Source organism: Halostagnicola kamekurae (assembly GCF_900116205.1).
In the GTDB taxonomy this organism is placed as follows: Archaea; Halobacteriota; Halobacteria; order Halobacteriales; family Natrialbaceae; genus Halostagnicola; species Halostagnicola kamekurae.
Genome location: NZ_FOZS01000004.1, coordinates 324,580 through 338,088 on the forward strand (window position 1 = coordinate 324,580; position 13,509 = coordinate 338,088).

Below are 13,509 nucleotides of genomic sequence, written 5' to 3' on the forward strand. Positions count from 1 at the left end.
CGACGGTCACTCGAGCACCGAGAGATCTCGTCCGCAACAAGTGCTGAGAGTATCATAGAACAATTCTATGGTGTTTTTCGAACCAATTGAGATGAGTTAGCCGTTAACCACACGTGCGTACTTACTGCTGTGATTTCCATCAAATTATGAATGTATTATGTGGATCATGTTGAATAGAGGGTGCGTATCTCTCACAGCCCTGTTAACGGCAGATTGGTAGGGTTACGCCGGTAATAAAATACGACGGATTTTTATTCCTATGATTTTTGATTTAATTTTATTTACTAAATTCAGTCAGTTCTTGGTTGAGCTTCTCTTTTTCCTCGTAGAAGAGTGCATGGCTACTCTCCTCGAAACTAACGAGTTCCGTGTTTTCGATTCCGTTGTGGAGCTTCTCTGCCGTCAAGTCGAACGGACAGGCTTGATCGTGGACACCGTGACAGATGAGCGTCGGAACAGAGATGTCTGCGAGGTCAGAACGGAGATCCATCTCGCCGACAGCTTCGATCGAATCGGCCATGGCCTGCGGCGACGATTCCATGCTCATGTTTTGGAGCCAATCTTTCAGTTCGGGACTGGGTGCGGAGTGAAACATCGAATCGGCGAAGTCACTGCTGATCTTCGCCCGGTCCTCATAGCACCCCTCGGCAAGATCCATGAATGCGGCTTCATCAACACCTTCCGGAAAGTCGGGTTTCTTAGCCAGGACGGGGCTCGCAGCACCGAGCAGGGCCAATTTTGCAACATGTTCTTCGTTATGACGGCTCATATATCGTGTGACGACTCCCCCACCCATCGAAAACCCCGCAAGTGTTACATCATCGACGTCGAGTTCATCGAGAATCCTCTTAAGATCGTCAGCGAACATGTCGAAGTCGTATTCACTCCACGGTTTACTTGACCGTCCATAGCCACGGAGATCAATACCGATGCACCGAATGCCCTCCCTCGGGAGTTGGATGTACTGATATTCGAACATCCTGTGGCTCAGCGGCCACCCGTGAATAAACACAATCGGAGTACCTGATCCCCAGTCCTGAACGAACAGCTCTACTCCCTCTTCAACTTGTATTCGGCTCATATTGACCAGAGTTCAGTCCCACATGTGAGTATATAAACACCTACCCAACTCTCTTGGATGTTTGATGTTTTTCGTAGACGGTTTTTCTTGCTATGTTCGGTTGTATCTTATAATTATAGAAACTCACCAGATGATTCCACTTCTGCTTAGATACGTATTTGAGAAAACGACCAGTTGCTAAATAGGTTCTCTGGGCCTTATTCAGGACACTGCTGATATTCAGCCGAGATCGAGTCGCCGCTCCGGTAACGCCTTCACCCGTACTTACCGTTCGTCGGCTGGTCACAGAGTGGGTATGCGAACCGTTCTATGACACCCCCCTGCCGCATCTACAGACAACCCAATGCAACTCTCCCTGATTGACCGGGTTGTGACTCTCGAAAGTAAAGATTTAGGAGAACGCCCCTTGCCGTATCTATACCTTGTGACGAGAAGCACTTAAATAGAATCTGTTTTTCAGTGCGCTTTTAGCGCCCTTGGCGAAAGACAGAGTCGTCAGAGGCCCCCAATCTGCAGACATCGGTTCGATATATACGATACCCTCTCTATCCACTCGAGGAACAAACAGTAACCCCACGGTGCAATCAGTTTCTTCGGCGCTTAGTTCCTGTGTCAACGTTTTGCCGAGCGAGGGAGCGTAGAGAAAAACGTTGATGAAAATCACTCCTCTCCGGGTCGGTCGTCGGCCCGTTTCCACAACCGACTGCAATGAAGAACGAAGTTTCGGTAACTACGTGTGCGTACTTATCGAAAATGATTACATAGAAACGGCTAATGTTATGCTATGGACGATACTCGGATTATTCAGGTGGCAACTCTCTGGTTTGTTGTCCTCATCTACATACAGACAGGCTCTGGTGGTGGTGGCGCAATTAATATGGCCATCGGGTTCATTGCTCTTCTCCTCATGTATATTCTTCCGCTCACTCTCGTTATTTTTGTCATCCTACAACTCATCGATAGATAGACCACCTCTACTTACCGTTGCTTCACGATCCTGTCCGTCATTGCACTGCTTCTCGGCCGCAGCACACACGGTAACTACATCTGCGAATTTATGAGATGAACAGGCGCGAAACCTCGCGCTTCAGCGCGGGGAGGGTATCAAATACCAAACAACGTGCCTGTGATAGCCCAGAGCTATCGTTCTCGAAGTCCAAGAGAGCGTATGGGCACCACGACCTCCCCCATTGAGGAAATAACGATCGGGCAGATCCATCGAGCATTCGAAGCGGGAACGCTCACCAGCGAAGACCTAATCGAGCGGTACGAAGAGCGCATCGAGAGCTACGATCGGAACGGCCCGGAACTCAATTCGATCGTCACTTACAACGAAAACGCGAGGGAACGAGCGGCGGAACTCGACGACGAGTTCGCCGAGTCGGGAACGTTCGTCGGCCCGCTACACGGGGTTCCGGTGGTCGTCAAAGACCACATCGAGACGACCGATCTCCCGACGTCGTACGGCTCGGTCGCATTCGAGGACTACTACCCTGAGGCAGAATCGGGCGTAACCCAGCGCCTGCAGGACGCAGGAGCGATTATTCTGGGGAAGACGACCATGCCCGACTGGGCCACGTCGTGGTTCGGCTTCTCCTCGCTGACGGGGCGGACGAAAAACCCCTACGACCCGGAGCGCGATCCCGGCGGCTCGAGCAGCGGAACAGGCGCGGCCGTCGCCGCGAACCTGGCGACGGTCGGCATCGGAACCGACTGCGGTGGCTCGATTCGCGTCCCCGCGTCGTTCGACAACCTCGTCGGCGTTCGCGTAACGCCCGGACTGATCAGCCGTGCGGGGGTGAGTCCGCTGGTCTCACAGCAGGATACCGCCGGGCCGATGACCCGGACGGTCCGCGATGCGGCCAAGATGCTCGACGTGCTCGTCGACTACGACGAGCACGACGAACTGACGGGAAAGACCGAACTCGCACAGACCGGCGGGTCGTATACGAACGCCCTCCGTGCCGACGGCCTCCGCGGCGCTCGAGTCGGCGTCCTCCGGGACGGGTTCGGCGACGACGAGAACCCGGACGCTGCGCCGGTCAACGAGGTAACTGAGCGGGCTATCACGACGATCGAAAACGTCGGCGCGGAAGTGGTCGATCCGGTAGAGATTCCGCGGCTCGAGGAGTATCTCGGCGAGACGATGCTGTACATTCTTCAGTCCAAGCGAGATCTCAACGAATTTCTCGCCGACCGAGACGGCCCGGCCGATTCCGTCGACGAACTCTACGAGAACGGACAGTATCACGAACTACTCGATCTCTTTATCGGTTTCGCCGAAGACGGGCCGGACGACCTCTCGGACCACCTTGAGTACTGGAAACGCCGAAACGCTCAGCACGACTTCCAACAGGAGATCTTGAACGTCTTCGCCGCTCACGACCTCGACGCGATCGTCTATCCGGACGTGCAGGTCGTGCCGCCGACGGCCGAGGAGATTCGGGACGGAAAGTACGAAACGATGACGTTCGCAACGAACACGATCATCGCCTCCCAGTCGCTCTGTAGTGCGGTCTCAGTCCCAGCGGGGTTCACCGACGACGGCCTCCCGGTCGGACTCGAACTGCTCGGACGGCCGTTCGACGAGCCGACGCTACTGGAACTGGCCTACTCGTTCGAACGAGAGACGGAGCACCGTCGGACCCCGGAGACCGCATCACCGCTGTCGGAGTAAGCGCGACATCGCTCCCGTGGTTCCGAATTGGATAGCGTTTTTGAGTCCCGAGCCATCTACACGCATACATGTACGCTTACTCCGTCTGGTCCCCCGAACGCGGGCCACAGACGACCGCTCTCATCGCGGGACTCGCTCGAGCGCACGCCGAACGGGACGATCGGGTTCTCGTCGTCGACTTTACGCCACCCGGCGACGGGGTGTCCGAGTACTTCGGGGTCGAACCGGGCGGCGAATCGGACGAAAACGTCGTCACTCACCTGATCGAAGAGAACGACGACCCGTTCGAAGAACTCGCAGAGCCCGTCGAACCGGGCGTCGATCTCGTGCCGACCCACGAGCACCTCGCAGACCTCGAGAACACGCTCGATCAGAACGCGATGCTGGCCGAAATTTCCGCGTCCAGCCGAAACTACGAGTACCCGCGATCGGAACAACTCCACCGCGTCATCTCCGATTCGAAAGCATTCTACGAATATGATATAATACTGGTCGACGCCGGGTCCGGAACGGATCAACACGCGTACAACGGGATATACGCCGCCAACAGGGTGCTACTGCCGTACGAGGCAGGTGGCGATCCCGAAGCCGTGACCGCCGGGTTCGAGGACGTCCAGAACGCCCTCGAGTCAATCGACGTCGTACCGCTCGGGACGGTTGCGACGGGCGTCGAACCAGGAGAAACCGGCGACAGGGGCGACACACCTCCAGATCTGCCGTCGATGGATAGTTCGATTGCGGACTGTCCGTCGCTGTTCGAAGACGCTCGAGTCGCCTGCTCGAGTTTCCTCGATTTCGAGCAAAACGAGGAGTATCGTCAGCTAGAACCGAACGAACGAAACGTCGTGGAATCGATTTCGAAACTCGCCGCGGACATCGCGACGACGCTAAAGAATCCGAACTAACCGGTTGACGACGTTCTCTCATCTCGCACTGTATTGACACCTTCGAGGAGTGATCGATAGATACGGTAGTTGTCACTACCGCAAATAGATATTCTTCTTAGAGTATTCAAATACTATTATTTTTGCTACAATACGATGGCTAGGAGGAGATGAGAACGATGCGCTTCAAAAAGAGTCGACGAGCGGTTGAGTAAAACGACGTGATTAGTCCATTTCGCTGTCCGGTTTGACCACCACTTTCCCGAATCCTTCTCGGTTCTGTAGCATCTCGTGGGCCCGAGACGCCTCGCTCATTGGGAGAACATCTCGAATCGCCGGCTCGAAGGTGCCGTCCCAGACGAGTTCCATCACGTCGTCGACTTCGCCCGGCGTCGCCATCGTCGAGCCCATGATGTTCAGCTGATTCCAGAAGATGCGCTGGATATCCGTCTCGGGCGCACCGCCTGCGGTCCCGCCGCAGGTCACCAGCCGCCCGCCTTTCGCCAGACTCTTGATCGAATCGCGCCAGGTCGGTTCGCCGACGTGTTCGACGACGACGTCGACGCCACGGCCGCCGGTCTCCTCGAGGACCCAGTCGGCGAAGTTCTCCTCCTCGTAGTTGCAGACGTAATCTGCCCCGTGTTCGCGCGCGTACTCGAGTTTCTGTTCGCTGCTTCCGGTCGCGTAGATCTCCGCCCCTGCGTAGTCGGCGATCTGGAGCGCCGCGTGGCCGACCCCACCGCTCGCGCCCAAAACGAGGATGTTCTCGCCCGCGGAGAGTTCGGCGCGGTCGATCAACATCCGCCAGGCGGTCTGGAAAACGAGCGACGACGACCCCGCGGTCTCCCAGTCGACGTGCTCCGGGACCGAGATCAAATTCTCCTCCGGGATCGCAGCGTACTCGCTGTGAACGCCCGGCACGTGCTCGCCGATGATGTGAAAGGTCTTACAGAGCGAGGCTTCGCCGTCGCGACAGAACTCGCACTCGCCACAGGAGACGCCGGCCGAGAGCGCGACTCGATCCCCGGCTTCGTACTGTGTCACGTCCTCGCCGACGCGTTCGACGATGCCGGCCCCGTCGCTCCCGGTGACGTGTGGAAGTTCGAGGTCGAGTCCCGGTAGTCCGCGGCGCACCCAGACATCGAGGTGATTGAGCGCACCGGCTTTGATGTCGACTAAAACCTCATCGCGGGCGGGCTCCGGATCCGGAACCGATCCGTACTCGAGTCCATCCGTGCCGCCGTGTTCCGTGACTGTGATGGCGTCCATACGCTGGTAATTGTGAACGTGGGGGATAATTCTGGTGGAACCGGCGACGGGAGCCGCGGGCCGTAGGCATCTGGACCCGGCAAATGAGCGCGCCGACGGTGGTGTGAACGACGAGTACGTCCCACAGCTGTCAGAGCCGTTATCAAAGAACGACCGACGGAAGCCGCCTCAAAGCCGCTCGAGACGACGTGCTAGGCGAGGCTCACGGCTTCCTGGTAGGAGCCGTATTTCTCCTCGAAGACCTGCATGATCTCTCCCATCGTCGCGTAGGCTTTTACTGCGTCGACGATCGGCGGCATGACGTTCTCACCCTCCTCGAGTCGACGCGAGAGGTCCTCGAGCGCCGCCTCGACTTCGGCGTCGTCGCGTTCGGATTTGACGCGCTCGAGTCGCTCGAGCTGTCGGTCGCGCGCCATCTCGTCGACCTGGAGGATCTCGGGCGAGGTGTCCTCTTCGATCGTGTACTCGTTGACGCCGACGACGACCTCCTCGCCGCGTTCGACGCGCTGTTGGTACTCGTAGCTCGACTCTTGGATCTCTCGGTGGAAGTAGCCCTCGTCGATCCCCTGGAGGATGCCGTCGCGGACGGAGCCGTCGCCGATCGATTTGATCTCCTCGAGGTAGTCCATCATCGCCGCCTCCATCTCGTCGGTCAACGCTTCGATCGCGAAGCTCCCGCCGAGCGGGTCAACGATGTCCGCGGCGCCCGACTCCTCGGCGATGATCTGCTGGGTTCTGAGCGCGACGCGAACCGCCTCCTCGCTCGGCAGCGCCAGCGCCTCGTCGAAGCTGTTCGTGTGCAGCGACTGGGTCCCGCCGAGAACGCCCGCGAGCGCCTGAATCGTCACCCGGACGATGTTGTTGAGCGGCTGTTGGGCCGTCAGCGACTGGCCGGCGGTCTGCGTGTGGAACTTCAGTCGTCTGGATTCCCGGCGCTCGGCGCCGTACCACTCGTTCATCACGTGCGCGTAGAGCCGCCGCGACGCGCGATACTTCGCGACCTCCTCGAAGATCGAGTTGTGAGAGTTGAAGAAAAAGGACAGCAGCGGCGCGAACTCGTCGACATCGAGACCGCGCTCGAGACAGTCCTCGACGTAGGCGAAGCCGTCGGCGAGCGTGAACGCCGCCTCCTGGGCGGCCGTCGAGCCAGCCTCTCGAATGTGATAGCCGGAGACCGAGACGGGGTGAAACGACGGCGTTTCCTCGACTGCGAACTCGATGGTGTCCGTAACGATCGACAGCGACGGTTCGGGCGGGATCACCCACTCCTTCTGGGCGATGAACTCCTTGAACATGTCGTTCTGGAGGGTCCCGCGCAGTTCCGAGCGCGGAACGCCCTGTCGGTCCGCCAGCGCGACGTACATCGCGTAAATGACCGCCGCGGAGGGATTGATCGTAAACGAGGTCGAGATCTCGTCGATGTCGATCCCGTCGAACAGCACTTCGAAGTCGGCCAGCGTATCGACGGCGACGCCCTCTTTGCCGACTTCGCCCTCGCTCATCGGATCGTCCGAATCGATTCCCATCAGCGTGGGCATATCGAAGGCGACTGACAGTCCCGTCTGACCCTCGTCGATCAGATACTGAAAGCGTTCGTTCGTCTCCTCGGCGGTCCCGAACCCGGCGAACTGGCGCATCGTCCACGTTCGCCCGCGGTACATCGTCGGATACGGGCCGCGGGTAAACGGCGGTTCGCCCGGAAACCCAAGATCCGACTCGTAGTCTAGGTCTGCGACGTCCGCGGGCGTGTAGAGACGGTCGACTTCGTGATTCGATACCGTCGCGAACCGATCCTTCCGTTCGTCGGCCTCCAGGGTTTCGCTCTCCCACCGACTGCGGTGGTCGCGAACCGCCTCGAGGTCGTCTCGGTCATACATGGTCGTCTATGATGGTCCCGACGCTCTAAATTCTTGTTCTCGTTTATTTATATTTTTGAGCGGGATTTGTTCGCGTTGATTCGACGGTCCGTGGTCGATCCAAACCGTACCCGTCTGATTTATTGCTTTAGATGGCCGGCGATAATCTTCTTTTGGATCTCGGAAGTGCCCTCGTAGATCGTCGTTATCTTCGCGTCGCGATAGTAGCGCTCGACGTCGAAATCGGTCGTATAGCCGTAGCCGCCGTGGACCTGAATGGCCTCGCCTGCGACGTCGACAGCCGTCTCGCTCGCGAAGTACTTCGCCATGCTGGCGGCCATCGGATCGACCCCGTCCTCGTTCTTTCGGGCGGCGTCTCGAGCCAGCAACCGTGCGGCCTGGACGTTCGTCTGCATGTCCGCGAGTTTCTGTCCGATCGCCTGGTGTTCGATGATCGGGTCGCCGAACTGCTCGCGTTCGTTCGCGTAGGCGACAGCGTCCTCGAGAGCGGCTCGGGCGACGCCGACGGCCTGACTCGCGATCGCGATACGGCCGCCGGTGAGAATCGAGAAAGCGGCTTGCAACCCGTCGCCGACAGCAGTGAGGCGGTTTTCAGCTGGGATACGGACGTCGTCGAACACCAGCGTCGTCGTATCGCTCGCTCGAAGCCCGAGTTTGTCCTCTTTCTTCCCGACCGAGAGCCCGTCCGCGTCTTTGGGCACGAGAAACTGGGTGATTGTCCCCGGATCGTCCCGGTCGGTTTTGGCGAAAAGAATAACGACGCCAGCGCGTTCGCCGTTCGTGATCCACTGTTTCGTTCCGTCGATGACGTACTCGTCGCTGTTGTCATCACCCAAACTTTCCTCGAGGCGGGCCTCAGTCGTCATCTCGGCTGGATTCGATCCGGCGTGGGGTTCGGACAGCGCGAAGGCGCCGACCGGACGACCGTCGGCCATCGACGGAAGCCACCGCTCTTTGTGGGCCTCCGAGCCGAACGTGCGGATGCAGGAAGTCGCGAGACAGTGGACCGAAAGGGCCGTCGCGACCGCGAGGTGGCCCGCCGCGAGTTCCTCGTTGACGATGCTGTAGGTGAGTTCGTCGACGTCGATTCCGCCGTACTCCGTCGGGACGGTCAGCCCCGTCAGGTCGAGTTCTGCGAGGCCGTCCCAGACGGCTTCAGGAAACTGCTGTTCGCTCTCGGCTGTCGATGCAGCCTCGCTAACCTCCGATTCGACGAACTCCCTGACGGTATCTCTGATCAGCCGTTGTTCGTTCGTGAGGGACATACCTCAGTATCTATCGTGCAGATAGTAAAGGTCAGGTCTCGACCGATCCATTACGCGCATATCTGTGTAATCGAATACGCATTGCTAGTGTATAGCGGCTACTTTCGGGACGAATGCTCGATCGGTCCATCTCTGGGAGTCAGCCCAGAGCGAGTGCGTTCTACTAATAATTTGTTCACGGTCTCGCACCCAACAGAGGCAGATAACGACCGAAACGATGGCATTCGGAACATTTGTATCGCGGGACGACGATGCGTATCCTATGACAGGTGAGTCGGATAGCCGCCGACGAACGAAGGTCGAGCGAGTGATCGATACCTACGATCTCGACGAGTGGGGGGCCCGACTCGAGGCCGAGTGGCTCGGCGACGGCGGGAATCGAACGAGTCTGCGCGACCTCGCGACCGAGTTCAATATCGCGATTCTCCAGAAAGCGCTTCGAGAAGCCGGCGGCACACCGACACGACGAGACGTCGAGAACACCTACGAGATACTGACCGACCAGGAGGGCAGTTCCGCAGAGCGGATTCGGAAACGACGGGGCTTAGAGCGCACCGGGGTCGACATCGACGAGGTTCGATCAGATTTCGTCACCCACCAGGCGATCCACACGTATCTCACGACGGTCAGGGAAGCCGAACTCCCGAAAGATGACGACGACGAATCGAGACGAGACCGAAAGAAAGAGACCATCCAGCGTCTGGCGAGTCGGACCCAGGTCGTTACGGATTCGACCGTCGGGGAACTGGTTCGGGCCGGATTGCTCACGGATCGCCAGTACGACGTGCTCGTCTCGGTGACGGTCGTCTGTGAGGAGTGTGGAACGACCTACACCGTCGACGAACTCATCGATACGGGTGGCTGTGAGTGTACGCCGTGAGAAGCGTTCCGGTGTATCGACACGCGAGACCCGTCGCTGGTGATGGTTATTTATACAGGGAACACAAATCTGCGGGCAATGTCAACAGCGAGGTCACTCGAATCGACTATCGATCTCACCGCCGAAAATATTGGCGGGATCGACGAAACATCGGTTCGGCTACATCCGGGCGTGAACGTCCTCACGGGACGAAACGCGACCAACCGAACGTCGTTTCTGCAGGCGATTATGGCTGCACTCGGAAGCGAGCAGTCCTCGCTCAAGGGCGACGCGGATAGGGGAGCAGTCGAGTTGACGTTCGGAGACGACGAGTACACCCGATCGCTGTTTCGCCAGAACGGCGGCGTCTCCTTCGACGGCGATCCGTACCTCGAGGATCCGGAGCTCGCAGACCTCTTCGCGTTTCTCCTCGAATCGAACGAGGCGAGGCGAGCGGTCGGCCGCGGTGACGACCTCCGAGAGATCATCATGCGGCCAATCGATACTGACGAAATCGAAGCCGAGATCAGCGCCCTCGAAACCGAGAAACGGGAACTCGACGACCGAATCGCCGAACTCGAACGCCTCGAGGAGGAACTGCCCGATCTCGAGTCAGAACGAGTCTCCATCGACGAGGAAATCGATCGCCTCACGGCGCGGATCGGCGAACTCGAGACCGAACTCGAAGAACACGAGATCAACGTCGACGAGAGCCGAACGCGAAAGGACGAACTCGAAACGGCCTTCGAGCAGCTTCGAGACGCGCGCAAGGAACTCGAATCCGTCGAATACGATCTGGAAACCGAACGAGAGAGCCTGGCAGAACTCGAGCGAGAGCGGGAAGAACTCGAGGAAACGATAGACGAGCAGACGGCCGACGACACTGAATCGCCCGACCAGTTAGACGGTCGTATTTCGGAGCTTCGAGAGCGGAAGCGATCGTTGGATTCGAAGCTCACCGAGCTTCAGAACGTCATACAGTTCAACGAGAATCGGCTGTCGGGAGACGGTGTCGCCTTGGAGGGCGAACTCGGTGCGCCTGCCGATTCGGCTGAACTCACGGACCAGTTAGTCGAAACGTCTGACGAAATCGTCTGCTGGACCTGCGGGTCGAGCGTCGAACGCGACCGCATCGAATCGACGCTCGAACGACTGCAATCGCTTCATCAACAGACGCTTGCAGAGCGCAACGACGTACAGGACACGATCGACGAGTTGGCAACACGAAAGGCGACGATACAGGAAAACGCCCAGCGTCGGAGCCGACTCGAGCGGAAACTGTCGTCGATCGAGGACGAAATCGAACTGCGAGACGAACAGATCGACTCGCTCGTGGACGAACGGGACCGACTCCGCGAGCGGGTCGAACGACTCGAGAGCGAGGCGGAATCGTTCGAGGACACGGATTACAGCGACGTTCTCGAGACACACCGCGAGCTTAACCGTGTCGAACTCGAACTCGAGGAGCGACGTTCGGACCGAGAGCGCGTCGAGGGTCGCATCGAAGAGCTCGAGACGGCGGTCGACGAACGAGCGGATCTGTCCGAAAGACGCGCAGAACTCGAACAGGAGTTAACGGAGTTACGTACCCGCGTCGAACGAATCGAATCGGATGCGATCGACGCGTTCAACGACCACATGGAGTCGATCCTCGGCGTCCTCGAGTACGCGAACATCGACCGAATCTGGATCGAGCGTCGCGAAACGAACGTTCGAGAAGGTCGATCCACTGTCTCGAAGACCGCCTTCGACCTCCACGTCGTTCGAACCACCGACGACGGAGCGACCTACGAGGACACGATCGGACACCTCTCGGAAAGCGAACGGGAGGTGACCGGCCTCGTCTTCGCGCTGGCCGGCTATCTGGTTCACAACGTCTACGAGGTCGTTCCGTTCATGTTGCTCGACTCGCTCGAGGCGATCGACTCCGACCGGATCGCCTCGGTCGTCGAGTACTTCGAGGAGTACGTCGACTGTCTCGTCGTCGCCTTGCTTCCCGAAGACGCCGAACCGCTCCCCGAGTCCCATCACTACGTCACCGAGATATAGCCGCTCGAGCCTCAAACGGGGTGACACGACGACTTCCGATCCGAACTACGTTACACAGATACGGGTGTAACGTCTATTCTGTGCGGAAACAGTTTTTGGCAGCTGATCGCCGATTACGAGAAACAGAATCGTCACTCCGGAGCGTCTCGGAGTCGTTCGAGAAGTAAATCGATGTCTATCGTCGTCACGGCGAGGGAGATGTTTTCGCTGCGGGCGAGATCGGGCGCGTACTCCCACAGCTCCGCCTCGCTCACCCCGTGGAGGACGACGGCGTTCGGCGTCGGATTGATCACTCGCAGCGCCACGAGCGCTCCCTTCCCCGAGGTGTTGTTCGTAAAGACGAGCGCACGATTGGTGCTCTGTCCGTAGAGGTTGTAAAACTCGCTGCTCGAGAGGTGTCTGATCGCCTCGACGCTGTCGACGACCGTGTGTCCTGCGACGGTCGTGCGTTCCCCTGTCTCGACCTCCGTCGCCTCGATGTTCTCGTAACACTGTGCGAGCGAAACGTTCGCACGATATTCGTGTAGATCCAGAATAATTCCGCTATCGACCCCGGCAGAGAGCGCCCGCGTGTGCTGGCGAATGTGAGCGCCGCCGCGGTACTCGTCGATATCGAGCAAGGCCTTGACCGTGCGCCGGATCGTTCCGCTTCCCGGGTTCTCTCGTCGACCCGTTTCGTAATCCGAAATGACAGAGACGGAGACGTCGAGCTCGTCGGCGAGATCGTTCTGTGCGATCTCGAAATCCGTGCGCCACTTTCGAAGCGTCGCACCCGGATCTTCACTTAGGGCGATCTCACCCGCGATTTTTTCGGCCAGTTTGTCCCGTGCTTCGACCATATGTAAATAATGTGCCAAACAGTATTTAACGGTGCCGAAATGAAGAACGTCGACGAAGCGTATCAACGAGCAGTTATATAAACGTTAAGATGCCAGTACGCTCGAGAGATTCGATGTGGTGTCCAACACTCGGGGGAGAACAGATCGTCCGAGAAACGCCGTCCTCGAGCGCGAACGATACTTCTCGGGACGGACCGAGTGAAGTCAGCCAGATCAGTCATAATCGTAAAACAATGAATTTATGATTATTGGGACGAACTAGTTCAATGAATGTACGACCTCACTGGATTCCAACGTGACTTGCTGTTAGTAATCGAAGGACTGGACGAGCCACACGGGCTCGCAATCAAAGACGAACTCGAGGACTACTACGAAAAGGAGATTCATCACGGCCGGCTGTATCCGAATCTCGACACGCTCGTCGAGAAGGGGTTGGTCGAAAAAGGCGAACTCGATCAACGGACGAACTTCTATACGACCACGCGGCGAGGTCGACGTGAGATCGAAGCCCGCCGCGAGTGGGAGAACCAGTACATCGACGTCTGAGACGAACAGGGACTGCCGCTTCACGCCAATATTTTCGCCGCTGAGGGCACGCTGGCCAAATTCTCGAGAGAGGGATCACGCGGTGGGAGAGGGAATCGGGATGCAGAAAAGTACTGCACTAAACTGTCCTTTAGTGCAGTGAATTGAGTTAGCCATCTATCGC

At 58.2% G+C, this 13,509-nt stretch carries 11 protein-coding genes; 6 read left to right on the forward strand and 5 right to left on the reverse strand.

Features of this window, described 5'->3' with window-relative positions; all coding sequences use genetic code 11:
• Nucleotides 1-277: 277 nt before the first annotated feature.
• Entirely contained in the window at nt 278-1,081 is an 804-nt protein-coding gene (locus tag BM348_RS17735; RefSeq protein ID WP_092906965.1) for an alpha/beta fold hydrolase, read from the reverse strand.
• A gap of 784 nt (nt 1,082-1,865) precedes the next feature.
• Here BM348_RS17735 and BM348_RS17740 point away from each other — a divergent pair.
• From BM348_RS17740 to BM348_RS17750, 3 genes are all read left to right on the forward strand, one after another.
• Complete coding sequence (locus BM348_RS17740) at nt 1,866-2,048, forward strand: hypothetical protein (RefSeq protein ID WP_092905765.1); 183 nt, start codon at nt 1,866-1,868, stop codon at nt 2,046-2,048.
• Nucleotides 2,049-2,249: 201 nt separating this feature from the next.
• On the forward strand, nt 2,250-3,758 hold the full coding sequence (locus tag BM348_RS17745) for an amidase (protein ID WP_175507241.1): 1,509 nt from the start codon (nt 2,250-2,252) through the stop codon (nt 3,756-3,758).
• A gap of 68 nt (nt 3,759-3,826) precedes the next feature.
• Entirely contained in the window at nt 3,827-4,663 is an 837-nt protein-coding gene (locus tag BM348_RS17750) for a ParA family protein (protein ID WP_092906967.1), read from the forward strand.
• A 204-nt stretch (nt 4,664-4,867) separates the two neighbouring features.
• Here the strand turns inward: BM348_RS17750 and BM348_RS17755 are convergent, their stop codons facing one another.
• The 3 genes from BM348_RS17755 to BM348_RS17765 all read right to left on the reverse strand — a co-directional run bounded on the left by BM348_RS17755 (nt 4,868) and on the right by BM348_RS17765 (nt 9,053).
• Complete coding sequence (locus BM348_RS17755) at nt 4,868-5,911, reverse strand: zinc-binding dehydrogenase (RefSeq protein WP_092906969.1); 1,044 nt, start codon at nt 5,909-5,911, stop codon at nt 4,868-4,870.
• Between the two features lie 191 nt (nt 5,912-6,102).
• Entirely contained in the window at nt 6,103-7,788 is a 1,686-nt protein-coding gene (locus BM348_RS17760; protein WP_092906971.1) for an acyl-CoA mutase large subunit family protein, read from the reverse strand.
• A gap of 119 nt (nt 7,789-7,907) precedes the next feature.
• Nucleotides 7,908-9,053, reverse strand: coding sequence for an acyl-CoA dehydrogenase family protein (locus tag BM348_RS17765; protein WP_092906973.1), 1,146 nt, complete (start codon nt 9,051-9,053; stop codon nt 7,908-7,910).
• A 262-nt stretch (nt 9,054-9,315) separates the two neighbouring features.
• On the opposite strand from BM348_RS17765, the gene rdfA reads away from it, so the two are divergent.
• Complete coding sequence (gene rdfA, locus BM348_RS17770) at nt 9,316-9,933, forward strand: rod-determining factor RdfA (protein ID WP_092906975.1); 618 nt, start codon at nt 9,316-9,318, stop codon at nt 9,931-9,933.
• A gap of 78 nt (nt 9,934-10,011) precedes the next feature.
• Nucleotides 10,012-11,961: an archaea-specific SMC-related protein gene (locus BM348_RS17775; protein ID WP_092906977.1), complete on the forward strand. Its 1,950-nt coding sequence runs from the start codon at nt 10,012-10,014 to the stop codon at nt 11,959-11,961.
• 131 nt (nt 11,962-12,092) lie between these two features.
• Here BM348_RS17775 and BM348_RS17780 read toward each other — a convergent pair whose 3' ends face one another.
• A complete protein-coding gene (locus tag BM348_RS17780) occupies nt 12,093-12,800 on the reverse strand; it encodes a helix-turn-helix domain-containing protein (RefSeq protein ID WP_092906979.1) in 708 nt (235 codons plus the stop codon).
• Nucleotides 12,801-13,070: 270 nt separating this feature from the next.
• Between BM348_RS17780 and BM348_RS17785 the strand changes: the two genes are divergently transcribed.
• Nucleotides 13,071-13,346: a helix-turn-helix transcriptional regulator gene (locus BM348_RS17785; protein ID WP_092906981.1), complete on the forward strand. Its 276-nt coding sequence runs from the start codon at nt 13,071-13,073 to the stop codon at nt 13,344-13,346.
• The last annotated feature ends 163 nt before the right edge of the window (nt 13,347-13,509 follow it).

What these genes read in the sequence shown, in the direction of transcription:
- BM348_RS17735 (WP_092906965.1), bottom strand. Translation starts at nt 1,081, where the DNA reads ATGAGCCGAATACAAGTTGAAGAGGGAGTAGAGCTGTTCGTTCAGGAC.
- BM348_RS17740 (WP_092905765.1), top strand. Translation starts at nt 1,866, where the DNA reads ATGGACGATACTCGGATTATTCAGGTGGCAACTCTCTGGTTTGTTGTC.
- BM348_RS17745 (WP_175507241.1), top strand. Translation starts at nt 2,250, where the DNA reads ATGGGCACCACGACCTCCCCCATTGAGGAAATAACGATCGGGCAGATC.
- BM348_RS17750 (WP_092906967.1), top strand. Translation starts at nt 3,827, where the DNA reads ATGTACGCTTACTCCGTCTGGTCCCCCGAACGCGGGCCACAGACGACC.
- BM348_RS17755 (WP_092906969.1), bottom strand. Translation starts at nt 5,911, where the DNA reads ATGGACGCCATCACAGTCACGGAACACGGCGGCACGGATGGACTCGAG.
- BM348_RS17760 (WP_092906971.1), bottom strand. Translation starts at nt 7,788, where the DNA reads ATGTATGACCGAGACGACCTCGAGGCGGTTCGCGACCACCGCAGTCGG.
- BM348_RS17765 (WP_092906973.1), bottom strand. Translation starts at nt 9,053, where the DNA reads ATGTCCCTCACGAACGAACAACGGCTGATCAGAGATACCGTCAGGGAG.
- rdfA (WP_092906975.1), top strand. Translation starts at nt 9,316, where the DNA reads ATGACAGGTGAGTCGGATAGCCGCCGACGAACGAAGGTCGAGCGAGTG.
- BM348_RS17775 (WP_092906977.1), top strand. Translation starts at nt 10,012, where the DNA reads ATGTCAACAGCGAGGTCACTCGAATCGACTATCGATCTCACCGCCGAA.
- BM348_RS17780 (WP_092906979.1), bottom strand. Translation starts at nt 12,800, where the DNA reads ATGGTCGAAGCACGGGACAAACTGGCCGAAAAAATCGCGGGTGAGATC.
- BM348_RS17785 (WP_092906981.1), top strand. Translation starts at nt 13,071, where the DNA reads ATGTACGACCTCACTGGATTCCAACGTGACTTGCTGTTAGTAATCGAA.